Here is a 22,278-nt window from a genome sequence, read left to right on the forward strand (position 1 = left end):
CGTCATCCTCCGATGGCGGACATGGGGCGCACGGGCTGGAGGAACGACGGGTCGTCGATGCCGTGGCCGGGCAGTTTGCCCCACATGGCCGTACGCCAGCGCGCAGCGATCTCCTCATCATCCGCCCCGCCGCGCAGCAGCCCGCGCAGATCGGTCTCCCCGGTCGCGAACAGGCAGTTGCGCACCTGGCCGTCGGCGGTGAGGCGGGTCCGGTCGCAGTCGCCGCAGAAGGGCCGGGTCACCGAGCCGATCACGCCGACCTTCGCCGGGCCGCCGTCGACCAGCCAGGTTTCGGCCGGGGCCCCGGCCCGCTCGGCCGGGTCGGGGCTGAGCTCGAACTCGGCCTCCAGCGCCGCCAGGATCTCCGCCGCGGTGATCATCTGTTCGCGGCTCCAGCCGTGCTGGGCGTCGAGCGGCATCTGCTCGATGAAACGCAGCTCGTACCCGTGCGCGAGGGCGAAGCGCAGCAGCGCCGGGGCCTCGTCGTCGTTGATGCCGCGCAGCAGCACCGCGTTGAGTTTGACCGGGGTCAGCCCGGCGGCGGCGGCGGCCGACAGCCCGTCGATCACGTCGTCGAAGCGGCGGCGCAGCGCGATCGCGGCGAAGCGCTCGGGGTCGATGGTGTCCAGGGAGACGTTGACCCGGTCCAGCCCGGCGTCACGCAGCGGCACGGCCAGCCGGGCCAGCCCGATGCCGTTCGTGGTGACCGACAGCTTCGGGCGCGGGGTGAGCGCGGCGCTGCCCGCCACGATGCCGACGATGCCGGGCCGCAGCAGCGGCTCGCCGCCGGTGAAGCGCACCTCCTCGACGCCGAGCCGGGTCACCGCGACGGTGATCAGCCGCAGCACCTCGTCATCGGTGAGGATCTCCTGCTTGGGCAGCCAGGGCAGCCCTTCCGGGGGCATACAGTACGAACAGCGCAGATTGCAGCGATCCGTCAGTGAGACCCGCAGATCCACGGCACGTCGTCCGTACCGGTCGATCAAGCCTGTGCTGGCAGAGGTCACCTGACGAACCTATCGCGTCACAATCGGAATGCGCGTCCCCCTGGTCACCTGGCAGGATCGCCGCCGTGTTGCTGACCCTCTCGACGACCCACACACCCGCCACCGACCTCGGCTTCCTCCTCGTCAAGCACCCCGACCGCGTGCACAGCTTCGAGCTGAGCCACGGCACGGCCACCGTGCTCTACCCGGAGGCGAGCGAGCAGCGGTGCACCGCCGCGCTGCTGCTGGAGATCGACCCGCAGCGGCTCGCCGACACCCGCGCCGACGGGCAGCAACTCAACCAGTACGTCAACGACCGCCCGTACGCCGCATCGAGCCTGCTGGCCGCCGCGCTGAACCGGGTCTTCCGGACCGCCGCGCGCGGCATGTCCAAGGACCGGCCCGAGCTCGCCGCGACCGCGATCCCGCTGTCGATCCGGGTGCCGTCGCTGCGCGCCAAGGGCGGCCTGAAGCTGGCCGAGCGCCTGTTCGCCCCGCTGGGCTGGACCGTGTGCGGCGAGGTGCTGCCACTGGACCCGGCGTTCCCCGAATGGGGCGACAGCCGGTACGTCGACCTGACCCTCGACGGCGAGCTGCGCCTGGCCGACGCGCTCAACCACCTCTACGTGCTGCTGCCCGTGCTCGACGACGCCAAGCACTACTGGGTCGCGCCCGACGAGATCGAGAAGCTGCTGCGGGCCGGGGAGGGCTGGCTCGCCGGGCACCCTGAGCGCGCGCTGATCATCCGGCGCTACCTGGCGCACAGCCGGGCGCTGGCGGCCAAGGCCGACGCGGCGCTCGCGCCGCTGGAGGAAGCCCCCGCCGACGACTCCGTCGCCGAAGGACCGGTGGTCGAGAAGACCAAGCCCTTGAACGTACGGCGGCGCGCCGCGGTGCTCGCCGCGCTGGCCGAGACCGGGGCGACCCGAGTGCTCGACCTGGGCTGCGGCGGTGGCGCCCTGCTGGGCGACCTGATCCGGGAGAAGCGCTACACCGAGATCGTCGGCGCGGACGTGTCGCCGAAGGTGCTGGAGATCGCCGAGCGGCGGCTGCGCCTCAAGCGGCTGCCCGACCGGCAGCGCGCCCGGATCAAGCTGGTCCAGTCCGCGCTGACCTACGTCGACGAACGGCTGCGCGGGTACGACGCCGCCGTGCTGATGGAGGTCATCGAGCACCTCGACCTGCCCCGGCTGCCCGCGCTGTGTGCCGCCGTGTTCGGCGACGCCAAGCCCGGCGCGGTCGTGGTGACCACGCCGAACGTCGAGTACAACGTGCGCTACGAGACCCTGCCCTCCGGCGGCCACCGGCACGACGACCACCGCTTCGAGTGGACCCGGGCCGAGTTCGCGGCCTGGTGCGACCAGGTCGCCGCCGACTACGGCTACACGTACACGCTCCGGCCCGTCGGCGACGAGGACCCGGAGGTCGGCGCCCCGACCCAGCTCGCCCTGTTCACCAAGACGACCGCCGCCACCGAGGAGGTGCCCGCATGAGTGAGCGAAGCGAGCGAATCATGGGATTTGGTCCTGCGGGTGACGAGCGAAGCGAGGAGACGGCATGACCGCGCACGACGAGAGCACCACGCCGGAACGCCGCGGCACCGTGGTCGCGCTGCCCGAGCTGTCCCTGGTCGTGCTCGTCGGGATCTCCGGTTCCGGCAAGTCGACCTTCGCCCGGGAGCACTTCCTGCCGACCCAGGTGCTGTCCAGCGACGCGTTCCGGGGCCTGCTGGCCGACGACGAGAACGACCAGGCCGCCACGAAGGACGCCTTCGAGGTGCTGCACCTGGTCGCGGGCAAGCGCCTGCGGGCGGGCCGGCTCACCGTCGTCGACGCGACCAACGTGCAGTCGCATGCCCGCGCTGCCCTGGTCGAGGTGGCCAAGGCGCACGACGTGCTGCCCGTCGCCGTGGTCATCGACACTCCCGAGGCGGTCTGCTGGGAGCGCACGCAGGCCCGGCCGGACCGCACGTTCGGGCGGGAGGTGCTGCGCCGCCAGCACCGCGACCTGCGGCACTCGCTGAACAAGCTGGCCCGCGAGGGCTTCCGCAAGGTGTACGTCGTCAGCGACCCGGCCGCCGTCGAGCTGCGCTACGAGAAGCTGTTCAACGACCGCACCGAGCTGACCGGGCCCTTCGACCTGGTCGGCGACGTGCACGGCTGCCGGGCCGAGCTGGAGCAGTTGCTCACGGCGCTCGGCTGGGAGCTGACCCGCGACGATTCCGGCCGGGCCGTGGACGCGAGCCACCCTGCGGGGCGAACCGCGGTGTTCGTCGGCGACCTGGTGGACCGCGGCCCGGACTCCCCCGGCGTGCTGCGCCTGGTCATGAACATGATCGCTGGCGGCCGGGCGCTGTGCGTGTCCGGCAACCACGAGAACAAGCTGCTGCGCCACCTGCGCGGGCGCAAGGTGCAGCTCACCCACGGCCTCGCCGAGACCGTCGCGCAGCTGGAGACCGACCCGGTCGACGGACTGCCCGGTTTCCTGGACGGCCTGATCAGCCACTACGTGCTCGACGGCGGGCGGCTCGTGGTCGCGCACGCGGGCCTCAAGGAGGCCTACCACGGTCGCGCCTCCGGCCGGGTGCGCTCCTTCGCCATGTACGGCGACACCACCGGTGAGACCGACGAGTTCGGCCTGCCCGTGCGATACCCGTGGGCGCAGGAGTACCGCGGCCGCGCCATGGTCGTCTACGGGCACACGCCCACCGTCGTGCCCGAGTGGGTCAACAACACCATCTGCCTGGACACCGGCTGCGTGTTCGGCGGCAAGCTCACCGCGCTGCGCTACCCCGAGCGGGAGCTGGTCGAGGTCGACGCGGCACAGGAGTACTACGCGCCCGCCCGGCCGCTGCACCCCGCCGCGCCGCCCGACCGGGCCGCGGGCGCGCTGCGGCTGTCCGAGGTCACCGGCCGCCGCCACGTGCAGACCCTGCACGGCACCGTCACCGTGCCCGCCGAGCACAGCGCGGCGGCGCTCGAGGTGATGAGCCGGTTCGCGGTCGACCCGCGCTGGCTGCTGTGGCTGCCGCCGACCATGGCCCCGTCGTCGACGTCGGCCGTGGACGGTTATCTGGAGCACCCCGCCGAGGCGCTGGCCGACCTGCGGAACGCGGGCGTGCACCGGGTGATCTGCGAGGAGAAGCACATGGGCTCCCGCGCGGTCGTGCTCGTCTGCAAGGACGCGTCGGTCGCGGCCAAGCGTTTCGTCGACGACGGCAGCACCGGCGTGATCTACACGCGTACCGGGCGGCCGTTCTTCGACCCGGAGCGCACTGAGCAGCTGCTCGCCAAGGTGCGCGACGCGGCGACCACGGCGGGGCTGTGGGCCGAGCTGGACACCGACTGGCTGCTGCTCGACTGCGAGCTGCTGCCCTGGTCCGCCAAGGCGCAGACCCTGATTCACCAGTACGCCGCCGTCGGCGCCGCCGGTCGCGCGGCGTTGCCCGCGGCGCTGGACGTGCTGTCCGCCGCCGCGGCCCGTGGCCTCGACACGGGCGCGCAGCGGGAGCGGCTCGCCGGATCGCTGCGCGACGTGAACGCCTTCACCGACGCCTACCGCCGGTACGTCGCGCCGACGGACGGGATCACCGGCATCACGCTGGCCCCGTTTGCGATGCTGGCGGCCGAGGGCAAGGCATACCTCGACGCCGACCACGGCTGGCACCTGTCCGTCGCGGACCGGCTGGTCGAAGCCGACCCGGCGACGTTCACCCCGACCCGCCGCCTGGTCCTCGACCTGCCGGCCCGGCCGGCGCGGACCGACCGGGCAGCCGCCGCCGACTCGACGGAGGCCACCGACCCGACCGGCGCGTCGGCCGACGCTGAGGCGGCCTTCGCGGACGCCGTGGCACGGGCAACCGACTGGTGGCTGGAGCTGACCGGCTCCGGCGGCGAGGGCATGGTGGTCAAGCCGTACGCGGGCCTGTCCGTGCGCGGAGCCAAGGGCCTCGTCCAGCCCGGCGTGAAGTGCCGGGGCCGGGAGTACCTGCGCATCATCTACGGACCGTCGTACACCGAGCCCGCGCAGCTGGCCAGGCTCCGCGAGCGCAAGCTCGGCCGCAAGCGCGCGCTCGCCCTGCGTGAGCACGGCCTCGGCCTGGCCGCCCTGGACACGGTCGGCCGCGACGGCCCGCTCTGGCGCGTCCACGAACTCGTCTTCGCCATCCTCGCCAGCGAATCCGAACCCACCGACCCCCGCCTGTAACCCCCCCGTCAGCCCGAAGGAAGGGCACCTTCCCATCGCCATACGTAGAGGAAGGTGCCCTTCTTAACGCCCTTGGCCGGCTGGCCAGGGCGGGGCGGGGGTGCGGGTGAGGCGGAGGGGGAGGGAACGGCGGCTGAGGCGCAGTTTCGGGGAAAGCGCGCTTTCGGGCTTCGAGATAAGCGCAGTTTCCTGGAAAGTGCGGCCGGACTGGTGCGCGCCGTCTGCCGCCCGCTGGTGGCGGTGGCGCGTGGTCAGGCGGTCAGGGGGAGGCAGGCTGCTGTGGTTTCCCGGACGCCGGGGGCGAAGGCCGCGCCGAACAGGGCGGTGTGCAGCAGGTACATCGAGAGCTGGTGCAGCGGGACGCGCTCGGTCCAGCCGTCGGCGGGCGGCCACGCTTCGGTGTATGCGGCGAGGATCCGGTCCAGGAACGATGCGCCGCCCCACAGCCGCAGGTAGGCCAGATCGGTCTCGCGGTGGCCGCCGTGCGCCGCCGGGTCGACCACTCGGCATCGGCCGTCAGCGGCCCAGAGCAGGTTGCCGGTCCACAGGTCGCCGTGGATCCGGGCCGGCGGTTCGTCACCGCCGACCCGGTCCAGACCGGCCAGCACCCGTTCGACCCGGGCCGTGTCGGCGGGCTCCAGCGCCCCCCGGTCCACCGACAACCGCAGGTACGCGCCCAGCCGGCGCTCGCCGTACCACTCGTGCCACGGGCCGGGATGCGCCGTGTTGTCCATCGGCGCGGAGCCGTGGAACCCCGGCCATGGCGCGCCGAACGCGGCCGCCCCGGACCGGTGCAGCCCGGCCAGCGCCCGGCCGAACTCCTCGGCGGCCGCGGCAGACGGCTGCCCGTGCTCGATCCACGCCATGCCGAGCAGGTCGGGGGTGTCGACCAGCACCTCGGGCACCGCGACCGTGCCGGTCTCGGCCAGCCAGCGCAGGCCGTTCGCCTCGGCGGCGAAGAAGCCCTCCGGCGCCCGTCCGGCCGCCTCGGGCCACGACTTGGTGAAGATGGACTCGCCGTCGTCGAAGGTCAGCCTGCTGGTGTGGCAGATCGAGCCGCCGTCGACGGGCGTCTCCCGGATCCGCTGGTGGTGCAGGAACGTCGGCAGCAGGTGCGGATGCGCGCGCAGGTAGGCCAGGTCCACGGTCCCATTCTGAGCCGTCGCCCGGCCGGGGCCTCCCGGGCGTGCCCAGGCGTGTCCCGATCGCCGGAACAAGCGCGATTTCCCGGATTCCGCGCCTACGCGGGGTCGGCGCTACAGCTCTGGCGTCCGGACAAGGGTCTACGGCACGGGCCAGGGGCCGATGCTGCCGGGTGGCACCGCCTGGTCGAGCGCCTCGCTGAGCAGGTGCGCCAGGGTGTACGCCGGGTCGGCCAGCAGAGCCCGCCGCACCGCGGCACCGGCCAGCACGCCGTTGCCGGACCGCCAGGCGCACCAGGCGAGCAGGCTGGCGACCGGGGCCAGCAGCTCGGGCTCGCCGCGCCGGGTCAGGTCCAGCCACAGGTCCAGCTGCCAGGGCTCGGCGTCGGTCCGCTGCCAGGCGTGGTCGCGGCAGCGCAGGTCCAGCAGGAGCACCGTGAGCCAGGCGGCCTCGTCGTCGTCGAGCCTGCCTCCGGCCTCGGCGGTGCGCAGGGCCTCGTCGACCGCGAACACCCCGGCCCGCACCAGCCGTCCATCGGCTTCGCCCTCGCCCGCTCCGCCGCTCCCGGATTCGCTGTCGCTCGCGCTCGGCCGCCGAGCTGCTGATCGAGCATCGTCGCCGCCGTGGCCGCCACTCCCGGGACCGGTTCCGGCCTCGTCGTCGCCGAGCAGGGCGGCGAGTCGCTGCTCGGCGCGGTCGACGGCCTGCGCCATGGCGATCGCGGCCAGTCCACCGATGGGCCGGACCAGCCGTTCCACCGCGGCCCGGTCGGGCTGGGCGACCAGACCCTCGTACGTCGCGATCGCCGCGGCGGCGGTCGTGCTCGGGTCGAACGGCGCGCCCCCGGGCGGGGTGCACTCGTCGCACTGCAGGCAGTGGTAGCGCTCGCCGGCGTGTAACAGCACCTCGCGCACGTGGTAGCCCCGGGCGTCGAGGGCGTTCGCGACGCTGCGGGTCACGTCCGCGGCCGTCGGATCGGGGCCGTAGCCGACGAGCACCACCGACGTGATCGCCGCGCTCCCCCGGCCCGCGGCGGTCAGCAGCCGGCTGAGCCGCCGCACCGTCTCCGGGCGGGGCCGCCCGAGGTCGGCGCGAGCGGCGACGCCGATGCGCCGGTCCGCCAGTCCCAGCACGACGACACTGTCGGCCGGATGGAAGCCGAGCAGGTAGGGCACGTACCCGAGCAGGTCCGCACGCTCGGTGAAGGTGTACGTCGGGGTGTCGGTCGTCATGTGCGGGAGCCTTCCCGCGGCGGCGCGACGGAGACAGCGATGATCGCTAGCCTGTGGATGACACGCCGGTTCGTCCACAGGGCGGGGGAGAGCGCGGATGATCTCGTACGCGGCGCTGGTGCTGGCCGGGGGTGCTGCCCGGCGGATGGGCGGTGTCGCGAAACCGCTGCTGCCCGTCGGCGGGGTGCCCATGCTGCGACGGGTCCTCGGGGCGCTGGCCGGGGCGCGGGCGCTGGTCGTCGTCGGGCCACCCGAACTGGCCGCCGAGCTGCCCTCCGGAGCCGTGCTGACCCGCGAGGACCCGCCCGGCGGCGGCCCGGTCGCGGCCATCGCGGCCGGTGCCGCGGTGCTGCCCGCGGACGTCGACCGGGTGCTCGTAGCCGCCGCCGACCTGCCCTTCCTGACCCGGGACGCGGTGTCGGCGCTGCTCGCCGTGGACGCCGATGTGGTGATGTTCACCGACGAGGACGGCCGACGGCAGCACCTGTGTGCCGCGTGGCGGCTCGGCGCGCTGCGCGCCGAACTGCCCGCGAACCCGCACGGAGCTCCGATGCGCGCCCTGCTCGCCGACGTTGACGTGGTCGAGCTGCCGTGGACGGGGGAAGGGCTTCCGCCGTGGTATGACTGCGACACCCCCGACGAACTGCGGGCCGCGAACGACAGGCGGACGCCCCGCCACGTGCATACCGAGGAGGCGCTGTGAGCGAGCGGCCGAAGGGCGTCGACCTGCATGACTTCACCGAGGCGGCCTGTGCCGAGCTGGGCCTGCCCCGTGCGGACGTGGACGTGACGATGGTGCTGGACCTGGCCCGGGAGGTGGCGCACCACGCGGTGCGGCCGGGCGCGCCGGTCAGCGCGTACCTGCTGGGGCTGGCGGTCGGTCGCGGCGGCGACCCGCGGGAGCTGGCAGCCCGCCTGACCGGCCTGGCCCACCGCCTCGGCGCACCCGACCAGGACTGAGCGGCCTGCCGCAGCAGGGCGCGGTGCGTCGCAAGGCCGACTACGCGAATCTCCCTCCGGTCGGTAGTGTCTCGGTGACAGAGAACCCAGGTTTGTCCGCCGGCGTGCCGGGACAATCCAGGTTCGACGAGGAGGCGCACCGATGTCGGAACTGTCGATCACCGGCCTGGCGGAGGCCGGGCTGCTCGACGAACCCACCACCGCGGACTTGCATGCGAAGGTCGCCGAGGCGTGGCGGGAGTTCGCCCGCGCCCTGGCCGGAGCACTGCCGACGCTGCCGGTCGGCAGCGAGCTGGAGCTCGCACTGGACCCGACCGCGTCCGGCACCGGTTCCGCCGTGTACGGCGTGAACGTGGCCTGCCTGGAGGGCGGCTCCCTGCAGGCGCGTGCGGTCAGCAACGCGAACCTGCCCGAGGGCTTCCGGCTGGAGCGGCCCGCGATCGCGGCGATGGTCGCGCTGGGCTGGTCGCCGCCCGGGGTGCTGGCCGGTTCGGGGGACAACTTCGGGATGGCCGGCGCGGCCGATGGGCTGGCCAACGTCATCACCCGCACGCTGCGCGACGTGTACGGCGCACCGCACCCCGCGTTCCTGGTGTACGAGGCGCACGACGGCGAGGAGGAGCCGGTCTCCATCGAGCCGCTGGGCACCGCGCGGCACGAGTCGACGGTGGACGCCTTCCTGCCCTCGATCGACTCGCTCGACGCCAGCGGGCTGGACCTGGCCGACCGGGTGCGCATCGTGGTCTCCGCGATGCTCAAGTCCGACCCGGACGAGCTGCAGGTGGACGGCGACGGTGACATCGGCATCCGGGCCGGTTCGGCCATGGTGTTCGTGCGCGTCCGGGAGAACCCGCCGCTGATCGACGTGTTCTCGCCGGTGCTGACCGACATCGAGCCGAGCGAGAAGCTGTTCGTGAAGCTGTCCGACCTGACCAACCGCATGCCGATCGGCCGCCTCTACTGCACCGCCGGCACGGTCTGGGCCTCGATCCCGGTGTTCGGCCGCGACTTCCAGGCCAGCCATCTGGCCCTGGCGATCCAGGTGATGACCGGGCTCGCCGACGAGCTGGACGACCGCCTGCACGGCGAGTTCGGCGGCAAGCGCTTCTTCGGCGAGGGCGACAAGCCCGCGGGCAACGTGCCCGAGGCCCGCATCGGCCAGTACCTCTGACGGACCCGCACCTCTGACGGACCTGGCGGTCCGACGCGAACCCCGCTCGCACCGGACCGCCAGGAGTATCCGGGGCCCAGGTCAGAGGCCGATCCGGCTGAGCTGAGGGCCACCGGTCAGTGAGGTCGCGACGGCCACGGTGTCGGTGACCGTCCACAGCGTGTCGCCGACGACCAGGCTGCGCCGCGGGTAGCCGCCCGGGTTCACCTCGCCGATCTTCTGCAGCGCGCCCGCGTCGACCCGGAACAGCAGTGCCCCGGCCTGCTGCCCCCGGTCGTACGCGGTGTACGGGATCACCAGCAGGCCGGTCGCCGGCCAGTACAGGAACGCGTGCGGGTCGTGCTCGGCCTCGCTCCAGCCGCTCGGGATCTTCTCCTGGTCGAGCCGCTTCGGATCGGTGCCGCCGACGTCGAACAGCGACACCTGAAGCCCGCTCACCCGGCCCTGGTCGGAGGCGTCCTGACCCACGCCGACCAGCCGCCCGTCCGCGACCGGGTGCAGATAGCTGCTGTACCCGGGGATCTTCAGCTCGCCGGTGAGCACCGGCCGGGCGGGGTCGCGCAGGTCGATGGCGTAGAGCGGGTCGGTCTGCCGGAAGGTGACCACGTAAGCGGTCGGGCCGAGGAAGCGCACCGCGTAGATCCGCTCCCCCTTGCCCAGCCCGCCCAGCTTGCCGAGCGACCGCAGCTGCCCGCCGTCGCGGCGCAGCGTGTACACCGTGGACTCGCTGCGCTGCTCGCGGTTCCACGGCTGGCCGGTGGTGGTGGCCACCCGCAGCACGCCGTCGTGCTCGCTGAGTGAGTACTGGTTGAGCAGCCAGCCGGGCACGCTGCCGGAGGCGGCGAAGGACGGGCGCGGCCCCGAGACGTCGAACAGGTACAGCTCCGTACGGTTCTTCGCCTTCTCGCCCCGCCATCCGTCGTCGTGGGCGAGGTACAGGTGGGGGCCGGTGCCGTACACCGTGCGGGCGTCGGCGAGCACCGCGGCCGGCAGGCCGTCGCCCAGCGTGGCCCGGTTCAGGTCGAAGCTGAGCACCGTCACCAGCGAGGTCCCGCTGAACTCGGCGGGTGTGCTGACCTGGCCGCAGTCGATCCGCCCGCCGGCGCCGTCGGCGGTGTACGCGGGCAGCCACCGGTCCAGCGGCGCGGCGTCGATGACCTTCCGGTTCGCGGCGATGCGGTCCGCGTCGGTGCCCTTCTCCAGCCAGGTGAAGTCGATCATCGGGGAGGAGGTGACCACGACACGGGCGGTGCCGTCGGCCAGCCGGGCGTCGGTCAGCTCGGCGCCGATCTCGTACTGGCCGGTCACCCGGGGTTCGCCGGACAGGTCGACCAGCCGGAGCCGGGTCGAGGACGGTCCGCCGTACCCGCGCAGGTTGCTGTCGGCGATGCCGCCGAACATGGTCATCCCGTACTGGCCGGTGAGCACCAGCGCCCGGTCGCCCTGCAGGAAGAGCTGGTGCATGCCGCTGCCGAGGTGCAGTGATCCGGCCGGCCGCCGGGTCGCCGCGTCGATGACCCGCAGGGTCTCGCCTAGCACGGTGACGATGCGCCGCCCGTCGGTCTTGACGATGTCCGGCTCGTCGACGCCCGCCTCGTGGGTGTTGGTGCCGGAGTAGGACTTGGCCGTGTCGGCCGCGCCCCCGGTCGCCCGCGCGCCCTCGGCCGCCGAGGCGAGCGGCACTCCTCCCCACCGGCTGCCGGGCAGGCCCCAGGGCGTCACGGCGCGTTTGGCCGCTTCGCGCACCGACGTCAGCAGCGCTTCGCAGGAGTCGTACGACACCAGGCGGAACTCCGGCGCCGGCCCCGGCGCGGGCGGCGGGTCCGCGGTCACGCCACCGCCCGCCGTGCACCCGGCCAGGGACAACGCGGTGAGCAGGCAGAGCACGCTTCGTCTCATGCCCGTCTTCGACGCGCGGACGGCGCTCCCGGCTCCCTCCGGCGTCGAAGCCGTCGTCAGTCGACCAGGCGGGACAGCACGATCATGCTCCGGGTGCTGGTGATGAAGGGCTCCGCGCGCAGCCGCTCCAGCGCCTGCTCCAGGTGGGCGATGTCGGCCGCGCGCAGGTGCACCAGCGCGTCGGCCTCACCGGAGACGGTGTACGCCCCGACCACCTCGGGGTGGCGGCGGGTGGCCTGCGTGATCTGCGCGGGCGTGGTGCGCCCGGTGCAGAACAGTTCGACGAAGGCCTCCGTGCCGCCACCCACCGCCGCGGGATCCACCACGGCGGTGAAACCCTTGATCACCCCACCGGAGCGCAGCCGGTCCACCCGTCGCTTGACGGCCGGCGCTGACAGCGACACCACCATGCCGATCTCGGCGTACGTGGTGCGCGCGTCGCTCAGGAGCGCGGCGATGATTCGCTGGTCAACGTTGTCCAACTGCACTACCCGAGGGTAGCGAGGTCGCTGATCAGCACGTTCGACAGGATGGGGCCGTCCTTCTCGACCTTGCGCAGGTACCACTTCTGCTGCGGCGAACGCTGCTGGTTGAACTGCCAGTTGCCGCGCGGGCTGATCACCTGGCCGACGTTCGACAGCAGCGTGTTGACCTTCTGCGCGCTGGGCGTGGCGTCACCGCCCAGCGTCAGCGCCTGGTCGAGCACCGCGGCGGCGTCGTACGCGGCGACCGCGAACGCCGTTGGGGAGCGCTGGAACTTGGACTGGAACAACGACGAGAACGTGTGGTTGGCCAGGTTGTTGAGGTCGGCCGAGTAGTGCATCGCGGTGAACAGCCCGCGCGCGCCGTCACCGAGGTCGTCGAGCGCGCTGCCCTCGGCGACCGCGCCCGGGGCGTAGATCTCGACGTCGCGGCCCGGCTTGAGCCCCGCGTCCGACAGCGCCGCCATGAACTTGACGATGTGCGCGCTCGGCAGATTGCAGAAGATCGCCCGCGGGCTCTTGGTGGCGATCTGGCCGGCGTACGACGCGTACTCCGCGGTGGTCGGCTTGATGCCGGACTTCACGACGATGGGTTCCTGCGCACCGCCGCCGTAGACGCCGGTGAAGCCGAGCATCAGCTCGGTGCCCGCCGTGCCGGGGGTGGTGATGAGGCTGACCTTGCCGCTGCCGTTGCCGTAACGCCGGCGCAGGTAGTGCGCGATGGCGAGGGCCGGCTCGTCGGACAGGAACGAGGTGCGCCAGATGTACGGCGCGCTGGGCATCTCGGCCGGGGAGGCGTGCGCGGCCAGCAGCGGCACCTTCGCCTCCTCGACCCGGTCGCGCACGAACGGCAGCAGATCGGGGTTGGCCACGCCGACGACGGCCAGCACCTGGGCCTTGTAGAGGTTCTCCAGAGCGGCGGCGCCGGACTTGGTGGTCTCGCCCTCGTCCTCCACCTCGATGCGCACCGGGCGGCCGCCGAGCTTGCCGTCGTGCAGGTCGACGTAGAGCTTGAAGCCCAGTTCGAGGTCGGCGCCGACCTCTTTGTTCGCTCCGGTGGCGGGGACGAGCAGACCGATGCTGACACCGCTGCGCTCGCTGGGCGTGCCGGCGGTCGAGCAGCCCGCGAGGCCGCCGGTCATGCCCGCAACGCCGACGCCGGTCAGCAGTCCGAGCAGCCTGCGACGGTCAAGGCCGTCCAATGTGTCCTCCAGAGTGACTTCGGCCGGACGCGCGTACCGAAGGGCACGGCCGTGGGGGTGTCGCCAAACCTGTGGGCGCGCGGTCTTATGACCCACTGTGGCGTTCTACCGTGTCCTGGCATTCCCGTCAATGATCAACATCGGCCTGCGTCTCGGGATCTAGGATGGGTGGGTTCGACGCTGAGGAGGTCGTGGTGAGCCAGCAGCATCCCGAAGAGAAGAGTGTCGTTGTCGTCGGTCCGGACGGCCGGCCCATCGGCACGGTCGAGGTCAACCCTGACGGCGCCACCGGGCGGGAGGAGGACCCGAGCCACCTCATCGAGCAACCGGCCAAGGTCATGCGCATCGGCAGCATGATCAAACAGCTGCTGGAGGAGGTGCGGGCGGCGCCCCTCGACGAGGCCGGCCGCCAGCGCCTGGTGGAGATCCACCGCCGCTCGATAGTCGAGCTGGAAGACGGGCTCTCCCCCGAGCTGCGCGACGAGCTGGAGCGGATCTCCGTCGACTTCACCGAGGGCGCCACCCCGTCGGAGTCCGAGCTGCGCATCGCTCAGGCGCAGCTGGTCGGCTGGCTGGAGGGCCTGTTCCACGGCATCCAGGCGGCGCTGGTCGCCCAGCAGATGGCCGCCCGCATGCAGCTGGAGCAGATGCGCAACGTGCCCGCCCTGCCCCCCGGCACCCACATCGAACCCGGCAAGTCCACCTCACCTGGCCAGTACCTCTGACCGCACCGCCCTCCCCGCCCTCCCCCGCCCCACCCGTGCCGCAACTCTTGAAGACTTGCGCCGTCGAGGACGTGCGATAGGCGCGACTCTTTAAGAGTTGCGCCGGGGGTGGGGCGGGGGTGGGTCAGGGTTCGCGTTTGAGGAGTTCGTCGAGGTAGACGGCTACGCCGTCGCGGTCGTTGGAGAGGGTGACCTCGTCGGCCAGGGCGAGGATCTCGGGGTGCGCGTTGGCCACGGCCACCCGGTGCCCGGCCCACTCGAACATCGGGATGTCGTTGGGCATGTCCCCGAAGACCAGCACGTCGGCCGGGTCGATGCCCAGCTCCGCGGCGACCACCGCCAGCCCGGTCGCCTTGTCGACGCCGGGCGGGGTGACCTCCACCCAGCCCAGCCCGGAGTGCGTGAACGCGGCCACCTCGGGCGCGACCAGCCCTCGTGCCGTACGCAGCAGCGTGTCGGAGTCCGTGTCGTCGGTCTTCACGAACGCCTTGATCACGTCGTAGCAGAGCGATTCCTCGCGCGGCCGGAACTTCAGGTCATCCGGATACGGCCAGTCGTCGACGTCGTCGCCCCACAGCGGGGCCCGCTGCGAGTCCAGGACCTCGACCAGCAGCTTCACCCGTCCGAGGCGGTTCTCCAGGGCCTCGACCAGGCCGGCCACGACCGGGCCGGGCAGCCGCGCGTCGCGCAGCACCCGCGGCGCGGACGGGTCGCGCAGATCCAGCACCCGCCCGCCGCCGCCCAGCACCAGCAGGTCGGCGTGCGGCAGGTCGATCCGGCTCAGCTCCTCCAGCCGGGGGCCGCGGCCGGTGGCGCCCACGATGGGCACCCCGGCCGCGCGCACCCGGTCGAAGACCGCGTGGGTGAAGCCGCTGACGGTCTCGTCCGACCGGACGACGGTGCCGTCCAGGTCGGTGGCGACGAGCTTGGGCAGCCCGCGCGGACGCAGCTCGTAGCTGCGCAGCTCGGACCGGCCGACCGCGTCACGTTCCGGCACCTCGACGTGCCCCGTCCCCCCGTGGTCGGGCACGCCGCTCAGGACCCTGCCTTGGCGGGCTCCAGCACGTCACGGCCGCCCACGAACGGCTGCAGCGCCTTGGGCACCCGCACCGAGCCGTCCGGCTGCTGGTGCTGCTCCAGGAGCGCCACGAGCATGCGCGTGGTGGCCAGGGTGCCGTTGAGCGTCGCCGCGGTCTGGGTCTTGCCGTCGGCGTCGCGGAAACGGGTGTTGAGCCGCCGGGCCTGGAACGTGGTGCAGTTCGAGGTCGAGGTGACCTCCATGTACCGGTTCTGGGTGGGCAGCCACGCCTCGCAGTCGAACTTGCGCGCCGCCGACGAGCCGAGGTCGCCCGCGGCCACGTCGATCACCCGGTAGGCCAGCTCCAGCTTGCCGAGCATCTCCTCCTCCCACGCCAGCAGGCGCAGGTGCTCCTCGGCCGCGTCGGCCGGGTCGCAGTACGAGAACATCTCGACCTTGTCGAACTGGTGCACCCGGATGATGCCGCGGGTGTCCTTGCCGTACGAGCCGGCCTCCCGGCGGAAGCAGCTCGACCAGCCGGCGTAGCGCAGCGGCCCGTCGCCCAGGCTCAGGATCTCGTCCTTGTGGTACGCCGCCAGCGGCACCTCGCTCGTGCCGACCAGGTAAAGGTCGTCGGCGGGCAGGTGGTAGACCTCTGCGGCGTGCGAGCCGAGGAAGCCGGTGCCCTCCATCGACTCCGGCTTGACCAGCACCGGCGGGATCATCGGGGTGAACCCGGCCTCCACCGACTGCCACAGGCCCATCTGCAGCAGCCCGAGCTGCAGCAGCGCGCCCACGCCGGTCATGTAGTAGAAGCGGGCGCCCGACACCTTCGCACCACGCTCGGTGTCGATCGCGCCGAGCAGCTCACCGATGGCGAGGTGGTCGCGCGGGTTGTCGAACACCGGACGCTCGCCGACCTGGCGCAGCACGACGTAGTCGTCCTCGCCGCCGCCGGGCGCGCCGTCCTGCACCACGTTCGCGATCGCGAACTGGGCGGCCCGCAGCGCCTGCTCGGCCTCGTTGACTGCGGCCTCGGCCGCCTTCACCTCGGCGGCGAGGTCCTTGGTCCGGGCCAGCAGCGCGGTCTTCTCGTCGCCGGTCGCCTTCGGCATCAGCTTGCCGAGCTGCTTCTGCTCACCGCGCAGCGCCTCGAAGGACGCCACCGCGGACCGCCGCGACTCGTCGGCGCGCAGCAGGTCGTCGACGGCGTCGACGGAGTCGCCGCGCAGGCGCTGGCTGGCTCGTACGGCTTCGGGGTCCTCGCGGAGCAGACGCAGATCAATCACGTCGAAAAGCGTACCGGCAGCCGCGCGGAGCTTCGCGTCAGTATTGCCGTATGAACGGCGCGGCGGTGGTGACCGTCAAATCGATGTCGCCCGACTCGTAGTCGTCGGCCTCGTCGCCGTCGTCGGCGGCCGCGTGCCGGCCGCGGAACGGCTCGGGCTCGCGCCGGTGCGCCGACAGCATGGCCAGCCCCAGCAGGGCCACCGCCGCGAGCGCCGCCCACATGCCGCGGCCGGGGCTGGAACTGAAGCGGGACAGCAGTTCGGTGTTCATGAACCCGCCGAACACGCGGGGCAGCTCGCTGGTCGTGCTGAGCACGCTCGCCGCTGCCGCCAGCACCACGATCAGTGCCGCCGAGGTGCCGAGCGCGGCCAGTCGCGCCGTCGCGCGCGCCGCGACCGGCCCGAACAGCGCCACCGCGGTCGCCGCCGCCAGCAGCATCAGCCCGGACAGGTACGGCGTGCCGCCGGTCGTCGACCAGACCGAGCTGGTCACCTGCGGGATGCTGGCGAAGTACTCGTCGCCGGAGCGGGTGGTGTCGATGATCTGCCACTCCGCGATCAGCGACGCGATCGCCGCGGCGCCGCCCAGCACGACGAGCCCCGTCGTCGGCCGGGAGTCCGTCGTGATCGCACGCCAGCCGGGGTGGCGGCGCTCCGGGGCGGCCGACTCCGGGCCGAACTCCACCACATCGAGGTCTTCGGACATGGGCGCATCATCCCATGCACGGCTGAAAAAACAGGCCCCTCCACAGGGGAGGGGCCTGCCGTCACCGGACCTGCGCCGGGGTCACTGACCGAGCAGTCCGCCCAGCAGTCCGCCCTGCTGCTGCTGGCCGCCGCCGCTGCCACCGGCGATGCCCGCCGGGGGCTCCTCGGACGGCTGCACCACGACGAAGCCCTGGCCCTGGAAGCTCATGGTGAAGGCCTCACCGGTGCTGCGGCCCAGCAGCGTGCCGATGCCCAGCTGCTCGGCGCGGTGGTAGCCGGTCTGCAGGTTGGCCGACCAGCAGATCGCCGCCTGGGGGTCGGCGTAGGTGGGCGCGTCCACGGTCAGCACGACCGGGGTGCCCTTGGTGGTGATCGCGATCCGGCCCTGGCCCGTGAACACGCAGTTGAACAGGCCTGCCGCGGAGAACATGCCCATGCCCTGGACCATCTTGATGTCGTAGTTCAGCGTCGACTCGAAGGCCAGCACGTTGGTGCCGTTGACGCTGAGGGCGTCACCGGGACCGAGGTCGATCAGGTGCACGTCGGCGGCCCGGTCGGCCAGGAACACGTCACCGCGGCCGGTCAGCTTCATCAGCGGCACGCCCTCACCGGTGATCTTGCTCTTGAGCCACTTGGCCGCGCCACCGGAGCCGAGCGCCTGGAACTGCACCTGGCCCTGGTAGGCAACCATCGCGCCGGTGCGCGCCATGACCTCGCCGTTGAGCTCGATCTTCAGCATCTTCGAGTTCTGCAGCGTCAGACCGGGAGTCGTGGACTCCTTCTCCAGGTTCTCGGCAGCGAAGAGTGCGCTCTGCATGTCGTCATCCTCCATACAAACGGGGGCGGAGAAACGCACCGAGCGTAGTTGACCTGCACAAGTATGAAAGTCGTGTTGGTGACTCAGTGGCGAAGGTCAGGGTGAAGATCGGGGAAACCCGCGGGGGTTTCTCAACCCCAGCCCAGTTCGTGCAGGCGGTCGTCGTCGATGCCGAAGTGGTGGGCGATCTCGTGCACCACGGTGACCGCGACCTCCTCGACGACGTCGTCGTCGGTGTCGCAGATGCGCAGGATCGGGTGCCGGTAGATGGTGATCCGGTCGGGCAGCACCCCGGCGTAGTCCCAGCCGCGGGCGGTGAGCGCGTGGCCCTCGTACAGGCCGAGCAACTCCGGCCCGCCCGGCGGCGATTCGTCCTCCACCAGGATGACGACGTTGCGCATCAGGTTGAGCAGCTCCTGCGGGACCTCGTCGAGGGCGTCGGCGACCAGCTCCTCGAAGCGTTCCCGGCTCATCTCGACAGGCATGGCTCAGGCCAGCTCGCCCCGGCGCAGCCGGCCCAGCCAGGCGGCGGCGTCGGTGTAGTCCGGGTCGGACAGGCCCGGCGGCGGCGGCACCGGCCGCTCCGGCGCCGCGCCGGGCAGGCCCGCCCGGGGGTACGAGCCGAGGAAACGCACCCCGGCGCAGATGCGGCGCAGTCCCTGCAGCGCCTCGCCCACCCGCGCCTCGGCCACATGGCCGGTGCAGTCGAGGAAGAAGACGTACCGGCCGAGGCGCTCGCCGGTGGGGCGGGACTCGATCCGGGTCAGGTTCACGCCGCGTACGGCCAGCTCGGTCAGCACGGCGAGCAGTGCTCCGACCCGGTCGTGGGAGATCCAGACGGCCAGGGAGGTGAGGTCGTTGCCGGTCGGCTCCGGCGGCGTGCCGGGCCGCGACAGCAGGACGAACCGGGTCGCGGCGTCCGGGTGATCGGCGATCTTGTCAGCGAGCTGGTGCAGGCCGAAGCGCTGGATGGCGATCGGGGCGCAGATCGCGGCGTCGAAGTCGCCCGCGGCGACCCCGGCCGCGGCGGCCCCGTTGGACAGCACGTCGATCACGGTCGCGTCCGGCGCGTACGCCCGCAGCCAGCCGCGGCACTGCGTGGACGCCTGCGGGTGCGCCGCGATCGACCGCACTGCGTCCAGCGTGGTGCCGGAGCGGACGGCCAGCACGAACTGCACCGGGATGACCACCTCACGGGTGATCACCAGCGGGTCGCCGTCGACCAGCTCGTCCAGGGTCACGCCGACGGCGCCGCCGATGGAGTTCTCCCACGGGACCAGCGCCGCGTCGGCGTCGCCGGCCCGCACGGCCTCCAGCGCCTCGGGCACGCTCCGGGCGGGCGTCCGGATGCCTCTGCCGGCAGCCGGAATGGTGAGCAGCGCCTGCTCGGTGAAGGTGCTCTCCGGACCGAGATAGACGAAACGAGTCGGCGGCACTCCAGGCATGAGATCAGCTTACTTTCAGCGGTCAGGGCTTTTCAGCAGCCGGCGGTGATGCGGATGCCGGGTGGGGCGAAGTTGCGCACCTCGACGGTGCAGATGTCGGTGCCCGCGGTGACCAGGTCGAGCGAGGTGGGCGCGCCCTTCGTGACGACCTGCAGGGGTTCGCGGCCGGCCACGGTGAGCACGGTGTACTGCCAGGTTCCGGCGCAGACCGGGGGCCTGGTCACGGTGACCGTGCCCGAGCCGGGCAGGATCGACGACTTGCGGCGCACCGCGGCGATGATCTGGTCGCCGCTGGGCCGGCCCTGGCAGTCGGTGACGGTCAGCTCGGGGAAGGGGCCGGGGCTGCTGGGCGGGGCCGACGGCGGCAGGCTGAAGCTGGGCGGCAGCGTCACCGCACTGGGTGACACGGACGGCTGCGGCACGGTGCCGCCGGGCTTGGGCTGCAGTTCGGGCGGAACTCCGCAACCGCTGAGCAGAGCCGCGCCGACCAGGCACGCGGTGGCGAGCGGGAGGGCCGGGTTGGACGGACGGGTTGGACGCAGGGGCATGGGCAACGAGATTAGCGCGTGGTCGCCCTACCCGCGGTCATACCGCCGCGAAGAAGCTGAGTGAGCCGACGACCTGCCCGCTCTGCCACAGCGGGGTCGCGACGGCGTCGAGGGTGCGGCTGGGCGTGTCCTGGGGTCCGCGCACTCGCAGCAGTCCGCGTGCGGGTCGTTTGGAGGTGAGCGCGAGCAGTGGGGGGATCTGCTCGCGCTCTGCTTCACCCAGCTCGTTGCCGGCGGCGGTGAAGTCGATCAGGCACAGCACCTCGCGCACGTCCCGCCCGGCCAGCTCGGTGTGGTGCTCCACGGAGAGCAGCCGGACCCAGGACGAGGAGGCGGCGACGATCACGCCCGCGGCGTCGATGACCAAACACGACTCCTCGGCCGAGGAAACCGGGACCGACCAGCTGTGCAGCGGGTCGACGGCGATCGGCTCCAACGGGGAGAGGGAGAGCTCGATGTGGGTCATCGCTGCTCACGTTACCCGCGTGCAGTGCCCTTGTCACCGGGGGTCGCGCCTTCCGGATGCCACGTGTAACCGCTGCCCGCGGCGTATGGCTGGTTGACCCAGATCGCGGGGTTGCGGGCCACCTGGGACAGCTTCTCGGCCGTGGTTCCGGTGATCCGCCGACCGGTGGAGTCGAGCACCTTGTCGAGCTCCCGGTACGACGTGACGATGCATTCCTTGGGCAGGCCGTTGACGCTGATCGGCCCGCTGCCGACGAACGCGAGCACGGCGAACACCTTGATGTCCTGCCCGATCGCCGCGGAGATGGCCTTGGCGGCGCGCTTGGCGTCGCGCCGGGCCTGCGAGATGTACGGCGGCCGGCGTCCGCTGATCTGCACCACGTCGCCGGCGATGAGCACCCGGCTGCGGCCGTGCTGCGCGATCGAGACGCTGAAGATGCCACCCGGGCCGATGGCGAGGAAGCCGGCGTTGGAGGGCTGCTGCGGTTTGGCCGTGCCGGCCTGCGCGGCCTGGCTGGTCAGCAATGCGTGCGGCCACTCGATGACGTGCCAGTCGCGACCGAGGCGGTGCACCGCGCGATCCTCGGCGGCCGACATGCGCCGGACTGCTCGGTCGGCACGGCGGCGACGGGCCCAGTCCATCGGGGAACCGGGGGGCGGGGCGGTGTCTGGTCCTGACGGCACCGGCAGGCTGGGGGAGCGTCCGAAGGTCGGGCGCAGGAAGGGCGCACGATCGGGGTAGACGGTCATGGGGTGCCTCCGGGTGGAACGACACGCATTGAGTTAGGTGTCCCTTACCGTACGTGTTCGCTCATCGATGTGTCAGGGGGCAAATCGGGCACTCAGCAAGAATGAATGGATGAATGTCCGGTTCAGCTTCATTCCCTGGGGCTCACGCGGCAGGTCTGTCGCCGCGCGCCGTCGAGATTCTCACGTGCCGGGCCGCCGTGCGGTGAGCGTGCCTGAGACACGGCTGCGCCCGTGTTGCCGGAGCAGCACGGGCGCAGCGGAGAATGCGTGAAAAGGCAGGTCAGCGCAGGGTCAGCTGGCGGCCGAGCAGACCCTGCCGGGCCCGACGCTGGTCGGCGGTGAGCGGCTCGTCGACCGCCTTCGCCGCGGCGTATCGCGCCGCGACCGCGGCCAGCGACTCCTCCCACGCGCCGGCCTCGGGGGCCGACGGCAGGTCCCACACCGGGACGAGCAGGCCGTGCGCCCGGAACATGCCGGCGAACTTGGTCTCGTCGGTCAGCTTCAGCTCGCCCGCCGCGCTCAGCCGGGCCAGCGCGTTGAGCGCCACGTCCTCGCTGTCCGCCAGCACCCAGCGCACGTGGGCCTTCTCCGGCACCCGGCACCAGTACGCGGCCGGCGCCGCCGCCATCCGCACGGTGGGGTAGACCGAGGCGTTGGCGGCGTCCAGCGACGCCGACACCTCGGCGTCGCGCTCCTGGTCCGCGTCGAGCCAGAAGTCGAAGCCCTCGTGCACCGTGATGTCCAGCGGTGCGTCGACCAGCAGGTCGCCCAGGCGCGGACCCTCACCCGGCAGCGGCGGCACGTTCACCGGCGCGCCGGGCTCGCCCTCGAGCGCGCACAGCAGTGCCACGGCCAGGTCGCGGTTCACGTCGCCGGAGCGCTCGTGCCGCTGCAGCCCGAGCAGGATGCGCCCGTCCGTCTTGGTCAGCGCGGGCCAGGCCATCGGGAGAATGGTCGCCAGCGTGATCTGGCGGTCGCCGTACTTCTCGGCGTACTCCGGGGCCAGGGTGAGCGGCGCGGTCGCCGCGGGCACCAGCTCGCGCAGCGCCACCAGCTCGGTCTCGGCGGCCAGCCCCGCGAACGGGCGGGCCACGAAGACGTCGCGCACCTTCGGCTGCTTCTGCTCCTTCGCCTGCTGCTTCTTGTCCAGGCGATTCTTCTTGCTCACGGCTGCTCCTCGCTCCGCTCGTCACAGTCGTGTCCCAGGCGCATGGTTCGCTCAGTTCGTTCGC

22 protein-coding genes are annotated in these 22,278 nt (G+C 72.3%); 6 read left to right on the forward strand and 16 right to left on the reverse strand.

The features are described 5' to 3' along the window. Window positions 1–2: 2 nt before the first annotated feature. Window positions 3–1,007: a GTP 3',8-cyclase MoaA gene (moaA, locus tag ACFQO7_RS20015; protein ID WP_376807753.1), complete on the reverse strand. Its 1,005-nt coding sequence runs from the start codon at window positions 1,005–1,007 to the stop codon at window positions 3–5. Window positions 1,008–1,072: 65 nt separating this feature from the next. On the opposite strand from moaA, the gene ACFQO7_RS20020 reads away from it, so the two are divergent. Together ACFQO7_RS20020 and ACFQO7_RS20025 are read left to right on the forward strand one after the other, a co-directional pair. Next, window positions 1,073–2,479: a 3' terminal RNA ribose 2'-O-methyltransferase Hen1 gene (locus ACFQO7_RS20020; RefSeq protein ID WP_376807754.1), complete on the forward strand. Its 1,407-nt coding sequence runs from the start codon at window positions 1,073–1,075 to the stop codon at window positions 2,477–2,479. Window positions 2,480–2,543: 64 nt separating this feature from the next. Continuing rightward, window positions 2,544–5,192, forward strand: coding sequence for a polynucleotide kinase-phosphatase (locus ACFQO7_RS20025; RefSeq protein WP_376807755.1), 2,649 nt, complete (start codon window positions 2,544–2,546; stop codon window positions 5,190–5,192). A 251-nt stretch (window positions 5,193–5,443) separates the two neighbouring features. On the opposite strand, the gene ACFQO7_RS20030 is transcribed toward ACFQO7_RS20025, so the two are convergent. Further along, on the reverse strand, window positions 5,444–6,337 hold the full coding sequence (locus ACFQO7_RS20030; RefSeq protein WP_376807756.1) for a fructosamine kinase family protein: 894 nt from the start codon (window positions 6,335–6,337) through the stop codon (window positions 5,444–5,446). A 138-nt stretch (window positions 6,338–6,475) separates the two neighbouring features. After that, on the reverse strand, window positions 6,476–7,567 hold the full coding sequence (locus tag ACFQO7_RS20035; RefSeq protein ID WP_376807757.1) for a DUF4192 domain-containing protein: 1,092 nt from the start codon (window positions 7,565–7,567) through the stop codon (window positions 6,476–6,478). A 97-nt stretch (window positions 7,568–7,664) separates the two neighbouring features. Between ACFQO7_RS20035 and mobA the strand changes: the two genes are divergently transcribed. The 3 genes from mobA to ACFQO7_RS20050 all read left to right on the forward strand — a co-directional run bounded on the left by mobA (window position 7,665) and on the right by ACFQO7_RS20050 (window position 9,698). After that, a complete protein-coding gene (gene mobA, locus ACFQO7_RS20040) occupies window positions 7,665–8,270 on the forward strand; it encodes a molybdenum cofactor guanylyltransferase (RefSeq protein WP_376807758.1) in 606 nt (201 codons plus the stop codon). Further along, window positions 8,267–8,527 carry a DUF6457 domain-containing protein gene (locus ACFQO7_RS20045; protein WP_376807759.1) on the forward strand — a complete coding sequence of 87 codons (261 nt, stop codon included), beginning with the start codon at window positions 8,267–8,269 and terminating at the stop codon, window positions 8,525–8,527. The genes mobA and ACFQO7_RS20045 overlap by 4 nt, the downstream gene beginning before the upstream one ends. A gap of 142 nt (window positions 8,528–8,669) precedes the next feature. Then, on the forward strand, window positions 8,670–9,698 hold the full coding sequence (locus ACFQO7_RS20050; RefSeq protein WP_376807760.1) for a T3SS (YopN, CesT) and YbjN peptide-binding chaperone 1: 1,029 nt from the start codon (window positions 8,670–8,672) through the stop codon (window positions 9,696–9,698). An 81-nt stretch (window positions 9,699–9,779) separates the two neighbouring features. Here ACFQO7_RS20050 and ACFQO7_RS20055 read toward each other — a convergent pair whose 3' ends face one another. Genes ACFQO7_RS20055 through ACFQO7_RS20065 form a run of 3 tightly spaced genes read right to left on the reverse strand, consistent with a single transcriptional unit; the run spans window position 9,780 to window position 13,281 of the window. Then, entirely contained in the window at window positions 9,780–11,597 is a 1,818-nt protein-coding gene (locus tag ACFQO7_RS20055) for a beta-propeller domain-containing protein (protein ID WP_376807761.1), read from the reverse strand. Window positions 11,598–11,653: 56 nt separating this feature from the next. After that, on the reverse strand, window positions 11,654–12,085 hold the full coding sequence (locus tag ACFQO7_RS20060) for an Lrp/AsnC family transcriptional regulator (protein ID WP_376807762.1): 432 nt from the start codon (window positions 12,083–12,085) through the stop codon (window positions 11,654–11,656). Beyond that, a complete protein-coding gene (locus ACFQO7_RS20065) occupies window positions 12,085–13,281 on the reverse strand; it encodes an ABC transporter substrate-binding protein (protein ID WP_376807763.1) in 1,197 nt (398 codons plus the stop codon). The genes ACFQO7_RS20060 and ACFQO7_RS20065 overlap by 1 nt, the downstream gene beginning before the upstream one ends. Window positions 13,282–13,445: 164 nt before the next feature. On the opposite strand from ACFQO7_RS20065, the gene ACFQO7_RS20070 reads away from it, so the two are divergent. After that, window positions 13,446–14,006 (forward strand): bacterial proteasome activator family protein, encoded by a 561-nt coding sequence (locus ACFQO7_RS20070; protein WP_376807764.1) that lies wholly within the window; start codon window positions 13,446–13,448, stop codon window positions 14,004–14,006. Between the two features lie 124 nt (window positions 14,007–14,130). On the opposite strand, the gene ACFQO7_RS20075 is transcribed toward ACFQO7_RS20070, so the two are convergent. The 10 genes from ACFQO7_RS20075 to ACFQO7_RS20120 form a co-directional block, all read right to left on the reverse strand. Beyond that, entirely contained in the window at window positions 14,131–14,955 is an 825-nt protein-coding gene (locus ACFQO7_RS20075; protein WP_376807793.1) for an HAD family hydrolase, read from the reverse strand. 86 nt (window positions 14,956–15,041) lie between these two features. Beyond that, window positions 15,042–16,313 carry a serine--tRNA ligase gene (gene serS / locus ACFQO7_RS20080; protein WP_376807765.1) on the reverse strand — a complete coding sequence of 424 codons (1,272 nt, stop codon included), beginning with the start codon at window positions 16,311–16,313 and terminating at the stop codon, window positions 15,042–15,044. Window positions 16,314–16,350: 37 nt separating this feature from the next. Further along, window positions 16,351–17,019, reverse strand: coding sequence for a hypothetical protein (locus ACFQO7_RS20085; RefSeq protein ID WP_376807766.1), 669 nt, complete (start codon window positions 17,017–17,019; stop codon window positions 16,351–16,353). Between the two features lie 81 nt (window positions 17,020–17,100). Beyond that, window positions 17,101–17,838 carry an AIM24 family protein gene (locus tag ACFQO7_RS20090; protein WP_360523268.1) on the reverse strand — a complete coding sequence of 246 codons (738 nt, stop codon included), beginning with the start codon at window positions 17,836–17,838 and terminating at the stop codon, window positions 17,101–17,103. A gap of 131 nt (window positions 17,839–17,969) precedes the next feature. After that, window positions 17,970–18,323 (reverse strand): metallopeptidase family protein, encoded by a 354-nt coding sequence (locus ACFQO7_RS20095; RefSeq protein ID WP_376807767.1) that lies wholly within the window; start codon window positions 18,321–18,323, stop codon window positions 17,970–17,972. A gap of 3 nt (window positions 18,324–18,326) precedes the next feature. Continuing rightward, complete coding sequence (gene pheA, locus ACFQO7_RS20100; protein WP_376807768.1) at window positions 18,327–19,283, reverse strand: prephenate dehydratase; 957 nt, start codon at window positions 19,281–19,283, stop codon at window positions 18,327–18,329. 32 nt (window positions 19,284–19,315) lie between these two features. Next, entirely contained in the window at window positions 19,316–19,831 is a 516-nt protein-coding gene (locus ACFQO7_RS20105; RefSeq protein WP_360523260.1) for a hypothetical protein, read from the reverse strand. 37 nt (window positions 19,832–19,868) lie between these two features. Beyond that, on the reverse strand, window positions 19,869–20,297 hold the full coding sequence (locus tag ACFQO7_RS20110) for a transcriptional regulator (protein WP_376807769.1): 429 nt from the start codon (window positions 20,295–20,297) through the stop codon (window positions 19,869–19,871). 11 nt (window positions 20,298–20,308) lie between these two features. Then, the gene (locus ACFQO7_RS20115; protein WP_376807770.1) at window positions 20,309–21,046 is read right to left on the reverse strand and encodes an NERD domain-containing protein; all 738 of its coding nucleotides are present in this window, start codon (window positions 21,044–21,046) and stop codon (window positions 20,309–20,311) included. A 280-nt stretch (window positions 21,047–21,326) separates the two neighbouring features. Next, on the reverse strand, window positions 21,327–22,214 hold the full coding sequence (locus tag ACFQO7_RS20120; RefSeq protein WP_376807771.1) for a DUF5926 family protein: 888 nt from the start codon (window positions 22,212–22,214) through the stop codon (window positions 21,327–21,329). Window positions 22,215–22,278 lie beyond the last annotated feature (64 nt).

This window comes from Catellatospora aurea (assembly GCF_042663325.1).
GTDB lineage: Bacteria > Actinomycetota > Actinomycetes > Mycobacteriales > Micromonosporaceae > Catellatospora > Catellatospora aurea.

Bases quoted from the DNA above. Each gene is read 5' to 3' on its own strand.
- ACFQO7_RS20025 (WP_376807755.1), top strand. From the start codon at position 2,544: ATGACCGCGCACGACGAGAGCACCACGCCGGAACGCCGCGGCACCGTG.
- ACFQO7_RS20035 (WP_376807757.1), bottom strand. From the start codon at position 7,567: ATGACGACCGACACCCCGACGTACACCTTCACCGAGCGTGCGGACCTG.
- mobA (WP_376807758.1), top strand. From the start codon at position 7,665: ATGATCTCGTACGCGGCGCTGGTGCTGGCCGGGGGTGCTGCCCGGCGG.
- ACFQO7_RS20050 (WP_376807760.1), top strand. From the start codon at position 8,670: ATGTCGGAACTGTCGATCACCGGCCTGGCGGAGGCCGGGCTGCTCGAC.
- ACFQO7_RS20055 (WP_376807761.1), bottom strand. From the start codon at position 11,597: ATGAGACGAAGCGTGCTCTGCCTGCTCACCGCGTTGTCCCTGGCCGGG.
- ACFQO7_RS20070 (WP_376807764.1), top strand. From the start codon at position 13,446: ATGGGTGGGTTCGACGCTGAGGAGGTCGTGGTGAGCCAGCAGCATCCC.
- ACFQO7_RS20085 (WP_376807766.1), bottom strand. From the start codon at position 17,019: ATGTCCGAAGACCTCGATGTGGTGGAGTTCGGCCCGGAGTCGGCCGCC.
- ACFQO7_RS20090 (WP_360523268.1), bottom strand. From the start codon at position 17,838: ATGCAGAGCGCACTCTTCGCTGCCGAGAACCTGGAGAAGGAGTCCACG.
- ACFQO7_RS20095 (WP_376807767.1), bottom strand. From the start codon at position 18,323: ATGCCTGTCGAGATGAGCCGGGAACGCTTCGAGGAGCTGGTCGCCGAC.
- pheA (WP_376807768.1), bottom strand. From the start codon at position 19,283: ATGCCTGGAGTGCCGCCGACTCGTTTCGTCTATCTCGGTCCGGAGAGC.
- ACFQO7_RS20105 (WP_360523260.1), bottom strand. From the start codon at position 19,831: ATGCCCCTGCGTCCAACCCGTCCGTCCAACCCGGCCCTCCCGCTCGCC.
- ACFQO7_RS20110 (WP_376807769.1), bottom strand. From the start codon at position 20,297: ATGACCCACATCGAGCTCTCCCTCTCCCCGTTGGAGCCGATCGCCGTC.
- ACFQO7_RS20115 (WP_376807770.1), bottom strand. From the start codon at position 21,046: ATGACCGTCTACCCCGATCGTGCGCCCTTCCTGCGCCCGACCTTCGGA.